Raw genomic sequence first — 17,827 nt, forward strand, 5'->3', positions numbered from 1 at the left:
TCGCTTCTAGTCGTACGGACTGCGCCAGGTATCCGAGGTGTAGCGCTTGTAGTGCCACTGGTACTGCGCGAAGGCCAGCTCGACGCACGTTTCCACGCCCCGGTTGAGGGCCGGACACGCGACCGACAGGTCCGCCTCGGCGAGTCCTTCGGGAGCGGGCAGCAGATGGATGCGATAACCCTCGCCGCGCGGCAGGCGCTCGGCGAAGGCGAACAGCACGGTCGCTCCCGTGCGCGCCGCCAGCCGAGGCAGCAGCACCATGGTCAGCGCGCCGCGCCCGAAGAACGGCGCGACCTCGCCTTCGCCGGCGCGCGGTTTCTGGTCGGGCAGGATGCCCACGGTGCCGCCGGCCGCCAGCCGCTTGTACAACGTGCGCACGCCGGCGCCCTCGGCGCGAACCTGCTCCGGCGCCAGCGCGCCGCGCACTTTGCGCAGTAGCCCTTCCACCGCGGCGATGCGCGGCGGGCGATACAGGATCGCCATCGGCGTCTTGCGGCACAGCCAGTAGTTGAGCAACTCCCAGCAGCCCAGGTGCGGGGCGGCGATGATCACGCCCTTGCCCGAGGCCAACGCCGCGTCGAACAGCGCCTCGCCACGCACCTCGCGCACCAGTTCCAGCGCCCGCTCGGGATCGATGCCCCAGATGCCCGCGATCTCGGTGGCGGACTTGCCGCTTTCCATCATCACTTCGCGCAGCAGCGCGGCGTGGGCGTCCGGGTCCAGTCCGGGCCGGGCGATCGCCAGGTTCACCGAGGTGGTGTGCACGGCGCGGCTGCGCAGCAGCATCGAGAGACGGCCAATGCCTGCGCCGATGCCGTGCAGCGTGCGCAACGGCAGCTTTCCGAACAGGCGCAGGAGGAGATAGATGAGATAGATGTCGAATCGCATGGGCGACGCAGTGTACCCGTCCCCGCCATCCGTTCACGGGTCAGCGACATCGCGTCGGCCACGTTGGAATGGCGGAGGGCTCCCTGCCGATGCACGGGGAACCCGGGAACCGACCCTGCGAGGCTACCGTCCGAAACGTGCCACCCCTTAAGCTGCGCTACCGCCGCCCACCATCCAACACTGCATGATTGCACTCATCCAGCGTGTCCTGTCCGCGCGCGTCGACGTCGACAACGAAACCGTGGGGGCGATCGGGCCCGGCCTGCTGGCGCTGGTGGCGGTGCAGCCCGGCGACGACGAGCCGCGCACCAAGCGCATGCTCGAGCGTCTGCTCGGCTATCGCGTGTTCGCCGACGAACAGGGCCGGATGAACCGCAGCCTGGCCGACACCGGCGGCGAGCTGCTGCTGGTCAGCCAGTTCACCCTGGCCGCCGACACCCGCTCGGGCATGCGCCCGAGTTTCACCAGCGCGGCCACGCCCGAGGAAGGCCGTCGCTGGTTCGAGCGACTGGTGGAGTTGGCCCGATCGGCGCACCCCAGGGTGGAAATTGGCCGGTTCGGCGCCCATATGGAGGTGCATCTGGTCAACGACGGCCCGGTCACCTTCTGGCTGGAGACCCCATGACCATCTTCGCTACGACGCGCAACGAACTCCCAGCACAAAATCTTCGGAAAATGCCGATTTGGCGCGATTTTTGCGTACCGGCGTTTCCGAATTTCTTCCTTGAAAACTGGTCAAAAAAGCATCACATCGGTATACTGATCGGTTCCGGCATAAGCGGCGGCAGGTATGAATAGCAAAGCTCCTGAGCAACAGTCTGAAATCAAGGCGCTCATCTCCAAAGGTCTGGAGCAGGGCTACCTGACCTACGCCGAAATCAACGATCACCTCCCCGACGACATCGTCGATCCGGAGCAGATCGAAGACATCATGGCGGTGCTCAAGGGCGTCGGCATCGAGGTGCACGACGCCGCCCCGGATTCGGACCCGCTGTCCGACAACGCCCCGGGCGCGTCCACTGACGACGAAGCCGCTGCCGAAGAGGCCGTGGCCCTGCTGTCGGCCGTCGACTCCGAAGTCGGCCGCACCACCGACCCGGTGCGCATGTACATGCGCGAGATGGGTACGGTCGAGCTGCTGACCCGCGAAGGCGAAATCGCCATCGCCAAGCGCATCGAGGAAGGCCTGGGCCAGGTGCAGACCGCGCTCGCCACCTTCCCGCTGACCATCGAGCTGCTGCTCGAGGAATACGACCAGCATCTGGACGGCAAGCGCCGCCTGAGCGAGATCCTGGCCGGCTTCGCCGACCTGGAAGAGGCCGCCGATGCGGCCCAGGCCGCCGCCGCCGATGCCGAGCTGGAAGACGCCGACGCCGAAGTCGATGAGGACGAGGACGAAGAGGCCGAAGGCGACGAGGAGTCCGGTCCGTCCGGCCCGGATCCGGAAGAGGTCAAGCGCCGCATGGAACTGCTGCGCGACTACTACGGCAAATTCCAGAAGTCGGCGGCCAAGGCCACCGACATCAGCGACAAGAAGGTCGTGAAGCTGCGTGACCAGATGGCTGAGGAGTTCCTCAAGCTCAAGCTGCCGTCCGCGCTGATCGACGGTTTCGTGCGCAAGCTGCGCGATGTGGTCAACGACATCCGTCACCACGAGCGCGTGCTGATGGACATCTTCGTCAAGCAGGTGAAGATGCCCAAGGCCGAGTTCCTCAAGGCGTTCCCCAGCAACGAGGGCAACCTCGAGTGGGCGAACGAGCTGGGTCGCAAGCGCCAGAAGTGGTCGCCGAACATCAAGCCGTTCAAGGAAGCGATCGACGGCGAGCAGGAGAAGCTCGCCTCCATCGAGCGCAAGCTGTTCCTGCCGCTGACCGACATCAAGGAAATCAACCGCACGATGTCGATCGGCGAGGCCAAGGCCCGCCGCGCCAAGAAGGAAATGGTCGAGGCGAACCTGCGCCTGGTGATTTCGATCGCCAAGAAGTACACCAACCGCGGCCTGCAGTTCCTGGACCTGATCCAGGAGGGCAACATCGGCCTGATGAAGGCGGTGGACAAGTTCGAATATCGCCGCGGCTACAAGTTCTCCACGTACGCCACGTGGTGGATCCGCCAGGCCATCACCCGCTCGATCGCCGACCAGGCGCGCACCATCCGTATCCCGGTGCACATGATCGAGACGATCAACAAGTTGAACCGCATTTCCCGCCAGATGCTGCAGCAGTTCGGCCGCGAGCCGACGCCGGAGGAGCTGGCCAAGGAAATGGAGATGCCCGAGGACAAGATCCGCAAGGTGCTGAAGATCGCGAAGGAACCGATCTCGATGGAAACCCCGATCGGCGACGACGAGGATTCCCATCTCGGCGACTTCATCGAGGACAGCAACGCTGCCTCGCCGATCGAGTCGGCCACCGAGACGGGCCTGATGGAGACCGTGCGCGAAGTGTTGGCTGGCCTCACCCCGCGTGAAGCGAAGGTGCTGCGCATGCGCTTCGGCATCGACATGAACACCGACCACACTCTGGAAGAGGTCGGCAAGCAGTTCGACGTCACCCGCGAGCGCATCCGCCAGATCGAAGCCAAGGCGCTGCGCAAGCTGCGTCATCCGAGCCGTTCGGAGCAGCTGCGCTCGTTCCTCGACATCGACTGAGCATCACGCTGATGCAAGTACAAAAGGCCCCGCGAAAGCGGGGCTTTTTGTTGGGCGAACCTTTCTCTCCAGGAACGCACGCCGTGCGCGAACAGCCTGCTGAGCGACCAAGGCAAGCCCGGTAGCGAGCAGTCAACTTGGACCGGATACCAAGCAACCGCCAGCGGTCGCGCACAGGGCGCCCCCCGCATCGCGGCGACGGCGTCAGCCCATGTCGTAGAAGAACTGCTCGGAGACGACCTTGTCGTCCTTCACGTGGTACACGCAGACCTCACTCAGGTTGACGCGGCCATGCTCCTTCATGGTCACGTCCATGGTCATCACGATGCTGAACCAGTTGCCGGCGACGAGGGGATCACTCACCTCGATGCTATGGACCTCCGCCACGCTCGCCTGGAAACGCTTGCCCTTCTCCAGGATCGCATCCAGGCCCTGCACGTTGCCGAGCGGCCCATTGGCGGCGGCTTCGGGCTCGATGCTGGCCGCGTCCTTGGCGAACAACTCGTGTTGCGCTTCCTCGAATCGGCCATGGCGGCACATGGCCACCAGGCGCTTGGCGACGGTTTCGGTGCTCATGGGTGGGACTCCTGCAGGCGGGACTCCCAACGCTAGCGCCGCGCGCCGCAGACCGGCGTGAAGGCGCGGCGGCGGCCCGCCGCGCCAGGCTTGCTCAGCGCTTGCCGACGTTGTCGGTTTCGCCGATGAAGCGCGCCACGTTGTCGTGCAGCTGCTTCAGCGAATCCTCGTGCGCGTACACCATGTGGCCGGACGGGTACCACGCGTACGAGATGTTCTTCTGCAGGTTCGCCGGGATCGGCATGTGGTGCATCTCGTAGTCCGCAGCGAAGTAGGGCGTGGCCAGGTCGTAGTAGCCGCCGTTCAGCGAAATGCGCAGATTCGGGTTGGTCTTCATCGCCGTGGCGAGGTCGGGCATCACGTTGGTCGATTGCTGCAAGGCCTCGGTGGCGCCCGGCGCCTTGTGCGAGAACTCCCAGTGGTCGATGTCGGCGAACAGGCGATAGGTCAGGCCGTCGCCGAACTTCAGCTCGCGACGCACGTAGTCGTTGAAGGCAGCGACATAGGCCGAGCTGATCGCCGAGGACTGCGGGTCGTAGTCCGAGGCCTTGCTCAGCGGGTCGAGCGAGGGACCGGAGAAGCGGCTGTCCAGGCGCCCCGTGGTCATGTCGCCGTCCGCCTGCAGCTCGTGTTCGAACATGCCGCCGTCGACGCGCAGGTTGGCCTTGAGCAGATACGCCACCGGCAGGCCGGTGTACTGGTGCAGCTTCTGCGCCACCTGCTGCTTGCGCGCCTCGTCCAGGCGCGAGCCGGCCATCAGCGCGGAGGCGTAGTCGCCCATTGCAAACTGCTCGACCTCGCGCAGGAACGGTTCCAGCGCCGCCGGCTGCTGCGGCAGCTTGTGGTGGTAGTAGGCGGTGGCGGCGAAGGTGGGCAGGCCCACCACATAGGGCAGGTCCACGCCCGGGTTGTTGGCCGGGCCGTCGATGCTGGTGTCGAAGTTGAGGATCTGCGACAGCAGGATCACGCCGTTGAGGTCGACGCTGTCCTCGTTCTCCAGGATGTTGGCCACCACCGCCGAACGGGTGGTGCCATAGCTTTCGCCGAACAGGTACTTGGGCGAGTTCCAGCGGTTGTACTTGGACAGGAACTGCGTGATGAACTGCGCGAAGGCGTGGCCGTCTCCGTCGACGCCGTAGATCTCCTTCTTGCGCTCCTTCATCAGCTCATCGCGCTTGCCCTTGTCGGCCTCGTCGGCCAGCAGGCGGCTGAAGCCGGCGCCCGGTGCATCGATGAAGACCAGGTCGGAGGCATCCAGCAGGCTGTAGTCGTTGTTGACCAGGCCATACGGCGCCGCCGGCGTGTGCGAATCGTCCGAGGTCACCACGCGCTTCGGACCGAAGGCGCCCATGTGCAGCCACACCGTGGCCGAGCCCGGGCCGCCGTTGTAGATGAAGGTGATCGGACGCTTGCCGGGCTCCACGCCCTTCTTGAGGTAGGCGGTGTAGAACATGCTGACCTGCGGTTCGCTTTCCTTGTCGCCGCTGCCATGCAGCACCAGCGTGCCCGCCACGGCCTTGTAGTCGATGCTCTTGCCCTCGACCTTCACCGTGCCCGAGGTCTCGGAGGCCTGCGGCTTCAGCAGCATCGCGTCGGGCTTGTCGTTCGGCTTGTCCGCCTTGTCGGTCTTGTCGGCGGCATGGACCACCGATCCAAGGGTCAGGGCGGCCAGGGCGATGGCGAGGGGCAACTTGCGCATGGAACGGGGTACCTTGGGTCGGGCGCGGAGGGCGCGAGGGGTCCAGCTTAGGCAGCGGGCTGGGCGGGTTTCATACGCCAGAAGTCATTGTGGTGGGCTGTTCCCTTTCGTCCGGGGACCGGGCTGGGGGCCAGCTTCCAATCCGGTTTCGCTAACCCGGAATTCCTGCGAAGGCAGGCGGCGCGCGGAGGACGCCCGTAGGGCGGCCCCGAAGTGGACGTCTGCCTCACGCTATCAACACCCTTCATCCCAGCGAAGGCTGGACGGAGCGCGAAGCGGGCAGAACGCCCGCGGGGCGGCCCCGAAGTGCATCCTTGCCTCACGCTTCCACGCCCGTCATCCCAGCGAAGGCTGGGATCCAGTGACTTTGCCCTTTTGGTCCTGTTTTTAGCGTTCCCGCCAGCTTGCCGCCTACGCGGCGGGCGTTTCGATCACCTGCCGGCGCTCGAGTCACTTTTCTTTTGCTGGCCCAAAAGAAAAGTAACCCAAAGAAAATGGCCTGACAGGCTCGTAGCGATATGTCGGATACATGCCCGGTGGACTGCGGCCAGCCGGGTCGGTGACGTGGTACCTCCCGGACAGCGGCTACCCCGCAACGCGCCGCAGCGGAAAGGGGGCGCAGCACTGCCTGGCATACAAACACTGATGACCGCGGGCAGCCGAATTCGTCGCGTGCTACCTCACGGACCGCGGCTACACCGCGGGGCGGCGTCGTACTGAGGACTCAAAGCCGCGCGGCTGCCACGTCCGGCTTCGCCGCTCTTTGCTCCCTCTCCCCTTCGGGCGACCCGAAGGTAGTCCCTGTGGGAGAGAGGGTTGGAGCATTGCCACCTTTACGGTGGTGAGGGGAGAGCTTGTCCCAGGTGCTCCTACGGCAGCTTCCGAGCATTGCTGCGGATCCGGCAAACAGGGACTGGATAGCCCGGCCCTTGATTCACCCCCACGCTATCAACCCGATCGCCCCAAGCGCCAGCACCAAACCAATCACATTGACCGCGCTCAGACGCTCGCGGAATCCGACCGTGCCCACCACGGCGCCGAGCGCCACCACGCCCAGGTTCATGCTGGCGAACACCAGCGACGGGTGGTCGGGCAGGGCCTGGTGGCCGCGGACGTAGAACACGATGTTGCCGAAGTTGGCGAGGCCCAGTAGCAGGCCGGCGACGGCGTCGCGCAGGGTGAAGAAGGTGCGGTCGTGCCAGCGGCGCCACAGCAGCAGGATCACCGACACGACCAGCGCCAGCGCGAACATGGCTTGCAGCGAGGCGGCGAACGGCGTGCCGGCGCGGGCCACGAGTTTGAAAAGGATGTCGATCACGCCGAAGCCGGCGAACACCACCAGCGGCCAATGCCAGCCCAGGGCGCCGTTTTCGCCACCGTTCGGCGTGGCTCGCCAGACCATGCACAGCAGCGCCAGCAGGCCCAGGGCGACGCCTGCGCCCTTGGCCGCGGTCAGGCTTTCACCGAACAGCAGGAAAGCCGCCAGCAGCGAGATCAGCAGCGACAGGCGCTGGGCCGCGTCCGTGCGCACGATGCCCGCGCTGCGCACCGAGGCCGCCAGCGCCAGGAAGATCAACGGCAACAGCAGCCCGAGGCCGACGAAACCCAGCCACGGCGCCTGCGCGCTGCGCAGTACGGCCAGCGATGGGTGGAAAACCAAACTGGTGAGCACGCTGGTCGCCAGGTAGTTCCAGGCGATGGCCTGGCCGACATCCACCTCCAGGCGCCGGGCGAGCTTGAGCAGCACCGAGACGAGCACGCTGCACGCGACGGCCATCAACACGTAAATCATCGAAAGTCCTTGTCGAGGGTGGTCGCCCGCCGGCCCGCCGCACGGTCACCGTCCGGCATCAGGCCAGACGAGAGGCTAGGCAACCGAGTTTTCGCCGGGATGACGGCCCAGGGCCGATCAGCTCCCATGCGCGAATCGCTCGCGGTAGCGAGCGGGGCTCAGCTTCAAATGATGACGGAAATGGTGGCGCAGGGTATCGGCGCTGCCGAAACCGCACAGGTCCGCCACGCGCTCCACCGCGATGTCGCTGCCTTCCAGCAGCTCGCGCGCGCGACCCAGCCGTTCGCGGGTCAGCCATTGCTTGGGCGAGCAGCCAGTGGCCTCCTCGAAGCGCCGCAGCAAGGTGCGCTCGCTCATCCGCGCGCGCTCGGCCAGTTCGGACAGCGGCAAGGGGCGATCGAGATGCTGGCGCATCCATTCGATCAGCTTGCCCAGCCCATCGCCGTGGGAAGGCAGCGGCGACTGGATGAACTGCGCCTGCCCGCCGTCGCGATGGGCCGGCACCACCGCGCGGCGCGCGACCGTGTTGGCCACCGCCGGACCGTAGTCACGGCGGATCAGGTGCAGCGACAGGTCCAGCGCCGCCGCGCTGCCGGCGGAGGTCAGCAGGCTGCCTTCGTCGACGTAGAGCACGTCCGGCTCGATGCGGATGCGTGGGTAACGCTCCGCCAGCGCCTCCACGTAGCGCCAGTGCGTGGTGGCGCGACGGCCATCCAGCAGGCCCGTCGCCGCCAGCACGAACACGCCGGAACAAAACGACAGCAGTCGCGCCCCGCGCGAGTGTGCCTGCCGCAACGCTTCGATCAGCGCTGGTGGCGGGGTTGCGTCGACGCCCCGCCAACCCGGCACGATGATCGTGCCGGCGCCTTCCAGGCCCTCCAGCCCCGTATCGGCCAGCACGCGCATGCCACCCGCCGCGCGCATCGGGCCGCTGTCCACGGCGTACAGGCCGAAGCGGTACCAGTCCTGCAGCTCTGGCCGTGGCAGGCCGAACATCTCGACGGCAATGCCGAACTCGAACGTGCACAGTCCGTCATAGACCAGCACCGCCACGTCGCGATTGGCGGGCGCGGAACGGGCGCGGGGGCGCTTTGGCGGATTCTTCATGGTGACTGGCATTCTTGCCAATGTCGGCCCCGGCCGCCAGTGCCGACACTGTCTCCGTCATCCACTTGCGGAGTCGAACCATGAGCAGTGTCGTCCAGCGTTTCCCCGCCGCCTCCAGCACCGAAGCGACGGCGCATTTCCAGGCCCGCCTCGGCTTCGAGACCGACTGCGCCGACGTGTATTACGCGACGAACCACGAAACGAAGGATTTCGTGCTGCTGGACGTGCGTACGCCCACGCTCTACGCGGCCGGTCACGTGCCCGGCGCCATCAACATGCCCACCCGCACCGTCAGCGAGCAGCGCCTGGCCGAATATCCGACCGATACCTTGTTCGTGGTCTATTGCGCCGGCCCGCACTGCAACGGCGCCAACAAGGCCGCGGTGAAGCTGGCCCAGCTCGGTCGGCCGGTGAAAGAGATGATCGGCGGGCTCACCGGATGGATCGACGAAGGCTTCGGGCTTGCACGCTGATGGCGGCGACCACCGGCGGATCCGGCGCGCCGGCCCTGCCGACGTGCCTGCCCTGCTGGCCCTCGGCGCCGAGCACGCCGTGTTTGAACGCCTGTCCCATGCGGCCGACGCTGGGGCGCTTGCCTCGGCGCTGCAGGGCGATCCACCGCGCGTATACGCCTGGCTCGCCCTTGTTGGGGAAACCGCGGTCGGCTACGCCAGCGCCACGCTGGATTTTTCCACCCTGGACTGCGCCTGCTATCTGTACATGGATTGCCTGTTCGTGCGCGAGGGCTGGCGCGGGCATGCGATGGGCCGCGCATTGTGGGCGCAGGTGCGCGCGCTGGCGATACAGGTCGGTTGCCGCTCGATCCAATGGCAGACACCGTGGTGGAACCTCGATGCGGCGCGCTTTTACCGCCGGCTTGGCGCCCGGGAGATGGCGAAGCTGCGCTATAACCTGCCACTGCACGACGCCTGACGTCACGCGAACCCACCGAGGTCCCGATGCTGGAGTTGCGTCCCACCTGCGAACACTGCAACAAGGCGCTGCCGCCGCACTCGACTGACGCGATGATCTGCTCGTTCGAGTGCACCTTCTGCCGCGACTGCGTCGACCTGCTGCAGAACGTCTGCCCCAACTGCGGCGGCGGTTTCACGCCGAGGCCGATCCGCCCGGCGCACGCGTGGCTGCCAGGCGTCTCGCTGGACACCTCCCCGGCCAGCCGGCGAATCACGCACAAACACGTGGACCTGGAGCGCCACGCCGCCCTGGTGGCGATGCTGGACGGACGCCCGCCCGAGCGGCGCTGAGCGCGCCCCCGGTTGAAAGGATGGGCGGCGGGCCACGGCCCACCACGGCGCTTTGACGCCCGACGTCCTAAAGATGGCCGCTACGCCCACGAGCCTCGCCCTCTGGAGCATGACCACCGACGCTCCCCACCCGCCGAGCCGCGAACGCCTGCTCCTGTGGGGCGGGGCGGCGCTGCTGTTCCTGGTGGCGCTCACCTCAAACACCGTCACGCTGCTGCTCAGCCGGCACGCGGGCAGCATGGCCTCGATCTGGACGATCAACGGCCTGGTCGCCGGCACGCTGGTCTCGGTGCCGCGCCGCTACTGGCCGCCGCTGGTCACCGCCGGCTTTGCCGCCCTGCTGGTCGGCCACTACATCGCGGTCGGCTGGCTGCATGGCGCAGGTCTGCTGGTGACGCTGCTGCTGGTGGTAGCGAACCTCGTGGAGATCCTCGTCGTCGCGTTCACCATCAGCCACTATTTTCCGACCATCAGCGGGGAAACGAGCGGTTACCTGCGATTTGGTCGCATCGCCGTCGGCGCGGCGATCGTGGGCTGCATCCTGTCGACGCTGCTGGCCGAGGTGGCGCAGTTGATGGCGCCCCCCGGCGTCTTCTTCGGATCCGCCGAGGAATGGTTTCGCGCCCACCTGCTCGGCATGGTGATCGTGGGCATGCTGATGCTGGTCGCGTTTCGCGAACGTGGCCGCATGCTGGGCGTGCCGGGAAAACGCCTGCGCATGTTGCGCGATGTGCTGCTGCTCGCCATCGTCTCGATCGGCGTGTTCGCGCAAGAGCGCTACCCGATGCTCTTCGTGGTGTTCGCACCCCTGTTGTACCTGGTGTTCCGGTATCGCTTCACCGGTCTGGTGCTCGGCATCGCCATCGTGGCGTTGGTGACCAACGTGGGCACCTCCCTGGACGAAGGGCCATTCAACCTCATACGCTCGTACAGCTCCTGGGAGCGCACCCTGATCGCGCAGATCTACCTGGGCGTGCTGTGCCTGGTGGCTGTGCCAGTCGCGCTGGCTCTGGCCGACCGGCAGCGGCTGGGGCGGCAGGTGGCCGACAGCGAATCCCGCTACCGCCTCCTCGCCGAATATTCCAGCGACCTGATCGTCCGCATAGGCGACGACAACAGCCGACGCTATGTCTCGCCCTCTGTCACCGAAATGCTGGGTTGGAGTCCGGAGGAATTCGCCGCCCTGCGGGGCGAGCTGATCCACCCCGATGACCGTGACAAGGTGCTGGCCGTTCTCGCAAAGTTGCGTGAAGGCTCCGGCCCGATCATCGCGCGCTACCGCCTGCGTCGCCGCTCGGGCGGCTACCTGTGGATCGAGGCGCTGGGCAACAGGGCGCCCAGCCCCGACCATCCGGGCGAATCGGAGATCATCTACACCGCACGCGACGTCACCCAACGCGTTCTCGCCGAAGAGTCGCTGGCCGACAGCGAAAAGCGCCTGCGCACGATCACTGACAACGTGCCTGCGGCCATTGCGCATGTCGATACCAGCGAGCGCTACACCTTCATTAATGCCTATATCTCCGAATTGATCAGCGGCGAATCGTCACCGGTCATTGGCCACACCGTTGCCGAGGTGCGCCCGGCAATCTACCCGGTGCTCAAGCCGCACATAGACGTGGCTCTCCATGGCGGCTGCGCTACCTTCGAGTACGAATCGCCACGTGATGGCCACGCGCGCTACTTTCAGGCCACGTACCTGCCGGCGGTCGCCGCCGACGGCAGCTCGACCGGTCTTTACATGCTGACCACGGATATCACGCGCATCAAGCTGGCCGAGCAGCAACTGAACTTCCTGGCCCACCACGATGCACTCACCGGCATCGCCAACCGGCTCTCGTTCCGCGAAAGCAGCGAGCTGTCGGTGCGACAAGCCGCCACCACGCAGCAACCCTTGTTGCTGATGATGATCGACGTCGATTTCTTCAAGCACATCAACGACACCTATGGCCATGCCGCCGGCGACGTCGCGCTGAGCGAGGTGGCGAAGCGGCTCAAGGCGAACGTGCGCAAGAGCGACCTGCTCGCCCGTATCGGCGGCGACGAATTCGTCGTGCTTTGCCATGACATCGAGGATGTGGCCACCGCCGAGCGGCTGGCGCAGCAGATCACCGACGCGATGCGTCCGCCGGTGTCGTTCGAGGGCGCCGACATCAAGGTGTCGCTGAGCATCGGCGTCGCGCTATGTCGCGACGTCGCATCCATGGAGGCCCTGGCGCAGCGCGCCGATGAGGCGCTCTACCAGGCCAAGGAGGCCGGACGCGCCTGTTTCCGCATGGTCGCCGATGGCTTCTGAGCGCGACGACGCGCTTACTCGCGCGCGGCCAGCGTTCGATTGATGCGCAGCGCCAGCAGCGTGCACACCACGCCGGACAGCAGGTAGGCGCTGACCGCCCACAAGCCGAAACGATCCGACAGGCCAAGCGCCACCAGCGGCGCGAAGGCGGCGCCGATCAGCCAGGCGAAATCGGTGGTCAGCGCGGCGCCGGCATAGCGCAGGCGGATCTCGAAGTTGGAGGTCACGCTGCCGGCGGCCTGGCCATAGGACAGGCCCAAGCCACCAAAGCCCAGGACGACGAACGCATCCTGCCCCAGCTTGCCGCCGCCCAGCAGCCACGGCGTGATCAGCGCGAACACGCCGATCAGGGCCGCCATGGTCCCCAGCGTGGTGCGCCGTCCGATGCGGTCAGCCATGACGCCCGAGATGATCATGCCCATGATGCAGGCCACCGAGCCGATCAGCTCGGCCACCAGCATCGCATCCACCGACTGGGTGGCGCCCAGCACGATCCACGACAGCGGGAAGATCGTCACCAGATGGAACAGCGCGTAACTGGCCAGTGCGGCGAAGGCGCCAATGAAGATGTTGCCGCCCTGCGTGCGCAGCAGCTCGACCATGCCGATCGGCTCGAGCTCGCGCTCTTCCATCGCCAGCGTGTATTCCTCGGTCACCACCAGGCGCAGGCGCGCGAACAGCGCCACCACGTTGATGGCGAAGGCCACGAAGAACGGATAGCGCCAGCCCCAGTCGATGAAATCTTCCTCGTCCAGCTCGGAGTGCAGGAAGAGGAACAGGCCGCCGGCCACCATGAAGCCGATCGGAGCGCTCAACTGGCCCAGCATGGCGTACCAGCCGCGACGCGCCGGCGGCGTATTGAGCGCCAGCAGCGAAGGCAGGCCGTCCCATGATCCGCCCAAGGCGATGCCCTGCAGGATGCGGAACAGCACGAGCAGGCCGATCGACCACGTGCCGATGTCCTTGTACGGCGGCAGGAAGGCCATGCCCGCCGTGGCGGTGCCGAGCAGGAACAGCGCGATGGTGAGCTTGGTGCCTCGGCTCCAGCGCCGCTGGATGCGCATGAACAGCGCGGTGCCGAATGGACGGGCGATGAAGGCCAGTGAAAAGATCGTGAAGGCATACAACATGCCGTCGAGCGGGCTGGCGTTCGGAAACAGCAGCGAAGGAAACACCAGCACGCAGGAGATGCCGAACACGAAGAAGTCGAAGTATTCGGACGTGCGACCAATCACGACACCCACGGCGATCTCGCCAGGAGCGACGCGCGCGTGGGCATGCAGCCGACTGATCTCCTCTGGCGTGACGCCTGGCCTGCCGTGCTCGGGGAACGTGCTTGACATAGCCGTTACTCGGAAAGAGGGAGGATGACGCGGCCATCATCTGGCTTCGCCACGCCTCACGCGTTATGGGACCTTCTGCCCGATTCCTGTCGCGCGCCGATCGGCGTACCGTTTTCCACCATCCAGAACATCGGTTGCGCCGTCGGTCATGTCTATGAAGGCTTTCCGTGGACTGCTGCTGTTATCTGCCGGCTTCCTGCTCGCGGGCTGCCAGACCGTACTGATGTCGCCCTCCGGCGACCTGGCCAAGCAACAACGCGACCTGATCCTCACCTCGACAGTACTGATGCTGCTGATCATCGTCCCGGTGATCGCACTGACGCTTGGTTTCGCCTGGCACTTCCGCGCCTCCAACAAGAAGGCTACCTACGATCCCGAATGGGATCACTCCACCATCCTCGAGCTGCTGATCTGGTCCGCGCCGCTGTTGATCATCATCGCACTCGGCGCGATTACCTGGGTCAGCACGCACAAGCTCGACCCGTACCGTCCGCTCGACCGCCTCGATGCCCACCGAGCGGTTCCCGCCGATGCGCGCCCACTGGTCATCAACGTGGTTGCGCTCGACTGGAAGTGGTTGTTCATATACCCCGAGCAGGGCATTGCCACCGTGAACGAGCTGGCCGCGCCTGTCGACCGGCCGTTGCAGTTCAAGATTACGGCGACATCGGTGATGAACTCGTTCTTCATCCCTGCGATGGCCGGCCAGATCTACGCCATGCCCAACATGGAGACCGTGCTGCAGGCGGTGATCAACCACCCCGGCGAGTACAAGGGCTTCTCCGCCAACTACAGCGGCATTGGATTCTCCGGCATGTACTTCAGCTTCCATGGCCTGAGCGAGGACGGCTTCGAGCAATGGGTGGCGCAGGCCAAGGCCAATGGCGGGGACCTCAGCCGTGAGGCCTACGTGAAGCTCGCCGAGCCCAGCGCGAACGCGCCGGTGCAGTTCTTCGCCACCGTGGCGCCGGGGCTCTACCAGGCCATCCTCACCCACTGCGTGCAACCGGAGAACCCCTCGTGCATGAGCCGCATGCAGATGCGGCCACCCAAGGCCGAGGGCGCTGCGTCCGACAACGTGAATGCCGACGGCGCCGCCACCGGCATGGCCGGCATGCCGCGCCACAATTCTTCTTCGGACTGACCTAGCGACAGGCGGTGTCCACGATGCTTGCCCATCCCGACCTCACCAAGCTGATCTTCGGTCGCCTCACGCTGGAGGCGCTGCCGCTGCACGTGCCGATCGTGCTGGGCACCTTTGCGGTGGTGGCGCTGGGCGGACTCGTCCTGGTCGGCGCGCTCACCTACTTCAAGCTGTGGGGCTACCTGTGGCGCGAGTGGTTCACCAGCATCGACCACAAGCGCATCGGCATCATGTACATGATCCTCGGCTTCGTGATGTTGCTGCGCGGTTTTGCCGACGCCGTGATGATGCGCGCCCAGCAGGCGATCTCCTTCGGCGACAACATGGGCTATCTGCCGCCGGAGCACTACGACCAGATTTTCACCGCGCACGGCGTGATCATGATCTTCTTCGTCGCCATGCCGATGGTGACAGGCATGATGAACTTCGTGATGCCGCTGCAGATCGGCGCACGCGACGTGGCGTTTCCCTTCCTCAACAACTTCAGCTTCTGGATGACCGTGGCTGGCGCGCTCTTGGTCATGGCGTCACTGTTCATCGGCGAATTCGCACGCACCGGCTGGCTGGCCTATCCGCCGCTGTCTGACATCGTCTCCAGCCCTGACGCGGGCGTGGACTACTACATCTGGGCCTTGCAGATCGCCGGCGTCGGCACCTTGTTATCGGGCATCAACCTGCTGGTCACCATCGTGAAGATGCGGGCGCCGGGCATGACGCTGATGCGCATGCCGGTGTTCACCTGGACGGCGCTGTGCACGAACGTGCTGATCGTGGCGGCCTTTCCTGTGCTGACCGCGGCGCTGGCGCTGCTGGCGCTGGACCGCTACGCGGGCACCAACTTCTTCACCACCGAGCTTGGCGGCAACGCCATGATGTACGTGAACCTGATCTGGATCTGGGGCCATCCGGAGGTCTACATCCTGGTTCTGCCGGTGTTCGGCATCTTCTCGGAGGTGACCGCCACCTTCAGCCGCAAGCCGCTGTTCGGCTATACCTCGATGGTGTACGCCAGCGTGGTGATCACCGTGCTGTCCTACCTGGTGTGGCTGCACCACTTTTTCACCATGGGCTCGGGCGCCAGCGTCAATTCGTTCTTCGGCATCACCACCATGATCATCTCGATCCCCACGGGGGCGAAGATCTTCAACTGGCTGTTCACCATGTACCGCGGCCGGGTGGAGTTCGAGGTGCCGATGATGTGGACGGTGGCCTTCATGGTCACCTTCGTGATTGGCGGCATGACCGGCGTGCTGCTGGCGGTGCCGCCGGCTGACTTCTCGCTGCACAACAGCCTGTTCCTGATCGCGCACTTCCACAACGTGATCATCGGCGGCGTGGTGTTCGGGCTGTTCGCCGGCATCTACTACTGGTTTCCCAAGGCGTTCGGCTTCCGGCTGGAGCCGTTCTGGGGCAAGTGCGCGTTCTGGTTCTGGGTGGTCGGCTTCTATTTCGCCTTCATGCCGCTGTACATGCTGGGCCTGATGGGTGTCACGCGGCGCCTCAGCCACTTCAACGATCCGGCCCTGCAGATCTGGTTCGTGGCGGCGGCATTCGGCGCGTTCCTGATCCTGCTCGGCATCGGCAGCCAGATCATGCAGTTCGCGGTGAGCTTCAAGAACCGCGAGGCCCTGCGCGACGTCACCGGCGACCCCTGGAACGGCCGCACGCTGGAATGGTCGACCTCCTCGCCGCCGCCCAAGTACAACTTCGCATTCACCCCGCTGGTGCATGACCACGACGCGTGGTGGATGATGAAGAAGCATCGCTACCAGCGTCCGCTCGACGGCTTCGTGCCGATCCACATGCCGAGCAACACCGGTGCCGGCATCATCCTCGCCGGCCTGAGCTTCGTGTTCGGCTTCGCCATGATCTGGTACATGTGGCTGCTCGCCGCCGTGTCGTTCGCGGCGCTGCTGCTGACAGCCATCGCACATACGTTCAACTACCACCGCGACTACTACCTGTCGGCGGACGAAGTGCGCCGCGTCGAGGCATCCCGTACGGAGCTGCTGGCACGCCATGTCTGAGATATCCACCATGCTTCCCATGGCCGGCGCGCCGACGCAGCCGCTGGAATTCCACGTCACCAGCGAGACCCATCCGCCCAATGGCACGCTGCTGGGCTTCTGGGTCTACCTGATGAGCGACTGCCTCGTCTTCGCCTGCCTGTTCGCCGCCTATGGCGTGCTAGGGCGGCAGTTCGCCGGCGGCCCCACCGCAGCGGAAGTGCTGGAGATTCCCACGGTGGCGCTCAACACCGCCTTGCTGCTGCTGTCCTCCATCACCTATGGCTTCGCCGTGCTGGAGATGCAGCGCGATCGCCAGAGCCCCATGCTGGGCTGGCTGGTGGTCACCGGGCTGCTTGGCCTGGGCTTTCTCACCATCGAGCTGCGCGAATTCGCGCATCTGATTTCGATCGGGGCCGGACCGCAGCGCAGCGCGTTCCTGTCCTCGTTCTTCACCCTGGTCGGCACCCACGGCCTGCATGTCACCACGGGCATCCTGTGGATGATCGTGCTGATCATCCAGGTGCTGAAGAAGGGGCTGATCACCGCCAACAAGCGGCGCCTGATGTGCCTGTCGATGTTCTGGCACTTCCTCGACGTGGTGTGGGTCGGCGTTTTCAGCTTCGTCTATCTGATGGGAGTGCTGCCATGAGCGCGCATGACGACACGCAGCACGGGCACGACGACGCCCACGGCCACGACGACCTGGGCATCCACGCCACCTTCGGTGGCTACATGACCGGCTTCGTACTGGCGGTGATCCTCACCATCATCCCGTTCTGGGTGGTGATGGCGAAGGTGTTCGAGAAGTCCAGTTCGGCGGCGGTGGTGATCCTGGGCCTGGCCGCAGTGCAGATCGTGGTGCACATGATCTACTTCCTGCACATGAACACGAAATCCGAGGGCGGCTGGAACATGCTGGCGTTGGTGTTTACCATCGTGCTGGTGCTGATCACGCTCAGCGGATCCATCTGGATCATGTATCACCTCAACGACAACATGATGCCCCTGATGAATCCGGCCAACCTGCCGTGACGGCGCCACGAACCCACCGCACGTTC

At 65.6% G+C, this 17,827-nt stretch carries 17 protein-coding genes; 11 read left to right on the forward strand and 6 right to left on the reverse strand.

Going from position 1 to position 17,827, the window contains the following annotated elements; all coding sequences use genetic code 11:
• Nucleotides 1–6: 6 nt before the first annotated feature.
• Entirely contained in the window at nt 7–888 is an 882-nt protein-coding gene (locus DVT68_RS10885; protein ID WP_114825079.1) for an LpxL/LpxP family acyltransferase, read from the reverse strand.
• 184 nt (nt 889–1,072) lie between these two features.
• On the opposite strand from DVT68_RS10885, the gene dtd reads away from it, so the two are divergent.
• The 3 genes from dtd to rpoD are packed head-to-tail and all read left to right on the forward strand — an operon-like array spanning nt 1,073 to nt 3,538.
• Nucleotides 1,073–1,513: a D-aminoacyl-tRNA deacylase gene (gene dtd / locus DVT68_RS10890; protein ID WP_114825080.1), complete on the forward strand. Its 441-nt coding sequence runs from the start codon at nt 1,073–1,075 to the stop codon at nt 1,511–1,513.
• Nucleotides 1,510–1,686: a hypothetical protein gene (locus tag DVT68_RS20440; protein WP_158543491.1), complete on the forward strand. Its 177-nt coding sequence runs from the start codon at nt 1,510–1,512 to the stop codon at nt 1,684–1,686. Before dtd ends, DVT68_RS20440 begins: the two co-directional genes overlap by 4 nt.
• Nucleotides 1,679–3,538 (forward strand): RNA polymerase sigma factor RpoD, encoded by a 1,860-nt coding sequence (rpoD, locus tag DVT68_RS10895; RefSeq protein WP_114825081.1) that lies wholly within the window; start codon nt 1,679–1,681, stop codon nt 3,536–3,538. Before DVT68_RS20440 ends, rpoD begins: the two co-directional genes overlap by 8 nt.
• Before the next feature lie 204 nt (nt 3,539–3,742).
• Here rpoD and DVT68_RS10900 read toward each other — a convergent pair whose 3' ends face one another.
• The 4 genes from DVT68_RS10900 to ftrA form a co-directional block, all read right to left on the reverse strand.
• On the reverse strand, nt 3,743–4,114 hold the full coding sequence (locus DVT68_RS10900) for a nuclear transport factor 2 family protein (RefSeq protein WP_114825082.1): 372 nt from the start codon (nt 4,112–4,114) through the stop codon (nt 3,743–3,745).
• 94 nt (nt 4,115–4,208) lie between these two features.
• Nucleotides 4,209–5,813, reverse strand: coding sequence for a S10 family peptidase (locus DVT68_RS10905; RefSeq protein WP_114825083.1), 1,605 nt, complete (start codon nt 5,811–5,813; stop codon nt 4,209–4,211).
• Between the two features lie 934 nt (nt 5,814–6,747).
• Nucleotides 6,748–7,605, reverse strand: a complete 858-nt coding sequence (locus tag DVT68_RS10910; RefSeq protein ID WP_114825084.1) for an EamA/RhaT family transporter — start codon at nt 7,603–7,605, stop codon at nt 6,748–6,750.
• 117 nt (nt 7,606–7,722) lie between these two features.
• Nucleotides 7,723–8,712 (reverse strand): transcriptional regulator FtrA, encoded by a 990-nt coding sequence (gene ftrA, locus DVT68_RS10915; RefSeq protein ID WP_114825085.1) that lies wholly within the window; start codon nt 8,710–8,712, stop codon nt 7,723–7,725.
• Between the two features lie 80 nt (nt 8,713–8,792).
• Between ftrA and DVT68_RS10920 the strand changes: the two genes are divergently transcribed.
• The 4 genes from DVT68_RS10920 to DVT68_RS10935 all read left to right on the forward strand — a co-directional run bounded on the left by DVT68_RS10920 (nt 8,793) and on the right by DVT68_RS10935 (nt 12,273).
• Nucleotides 8,793–9,185 (forward strand): rhodanese-like domain-containing protein, encoded by a 393-nt coding sequence (locus DVT68_RS10920; RefSeq protein WP_114825086.1) that lies wholly within the window; start codon nt 8,793–8,795, stop codon nt 9,183–9,185.
• Nucleotides 9,175–9,645, forward strand: a complete 471-nt coding sequence (locus tag DVT68_RS10925; protein WP_114825087.1) for a GNAT family N-acetyltransferase — start codon at nt 9,175–9,177, stop codon at nt 9,643–9,645. Before DVT68_RS10920 ends, DVT68_RS10925 begins: the two co-directional genes overlap by 11 nt.
• A 26-nt stretch (nt 9,646–9,671) precedes the next feature.
• Nucleotides 9,672–9,977, forward strand: coding sequence for a DUF1272 domain-containing protein (locus DVT68_RS10930; protein WP_114825088.1), 306 nt, complete (start codon nt 9,672–9,674; stop codon nt 9,975–9,977).
• Nucleotides 9,978–10,086: 109 nt separating this feature from the next.
• Nucleotides 10,087–12,273, forward strand: a complete 2,187-nt coding sequence (locus tag DVT68_RS10935; RefSeq protein ID WP_158543492.1) for a sensor domain-containing diguanylate cyclase — start codon at nt 10,087–10,089, stop codon at nt 12,271–12,273.
• 14 nt (nt 12,274–12,287) lie between these two features.
• Here the strand turns inward: DVT68_RS10935 and DVT68_RS10940 are convergent, their stop codons facing one another.
• A complete protein-coding gene (locus tag DVT68_RS10940) occupies nt 12,288–13,616 on the reverse strand; it encodes an MFS transporter (RefSeq protein ID WP_114825090.1) in 1,329 nt (442 codons plus the stop codon).
• Nucleotides 13,617–13,764: 148 nt separating this feature from the next.
• Here DVT68_RS10940 and cyoA point away from each other — a divergent pair, with 148 nt between their 5' ends.
• The 4 genes from cyoA to cyoD are packed head-to-tail and all read left to right on the forward strand — an operon-like array spanning nt 13,765 to nt 17,801.
• A complete protein-coding gene (gene cyoA / locus DVT68_RS10945; RefSeq protein WP_233523431.1) occupies nt 13,765–14,760 on the forward strand; it encodes a ubiquinol oxidase subunit II in 996 nt (331 codons plus the stop codon).
• Between the two features lie 53 nt (nt 14,761–14,813).
• On the forward strand, nt 14,814–16,787 hold the full coding sequence (gene cyoB, locus DVT68_RS10950) for a cytochrome o ubiquinol oxidase subunit I (RefSeq protein WP_199536048.1): 1,974 nt from the start codon (nt 14,814–14,816) through the stop codon (nt 16,785–16,787).
• A 10-nt stretch (nt 16,788–16,797) separates the two neighbouring features.
• Complete coding sequence (gene cyoC / locus DVT68_RS10955; protein ID WP_425477493.1) at nt 16,798–17,418, forward strand: cytochrome o ubiquinol oxidase subunit III; 621 nt, start codon at nt 16,798–16,800, stop codon at nt 17,416–17,418.
• On the forward strand, nt 17,415–17,801 hold the full coding sequence (gene cyoD / locus DVT68_RS10960; protein WP_114825093.1) for a cytochrome o ubiquinol oxidase subunit IV: 387 nt from the start codon (nt 17,415–17,417) through the stop codon (nt 17,799–17,801). The genes cyoC and cyoD overlap by 4 nt, the downstream gene beginning before the upstream one ends.
• The last annotated feature ends 26 nt before the right edge of the window (nt 17,802–17,827 follow it).

The organism is Dyella solisilvae (assembly GCF_003351225.1).
In the GTDB taxonomy this organism is placed as follows: Bacteria; Pseudomonadota; Gammaproteobacteria; order Xanthomonadales; family Rhodanobacteraceae; genus Dyella; species Dyella solisilvae.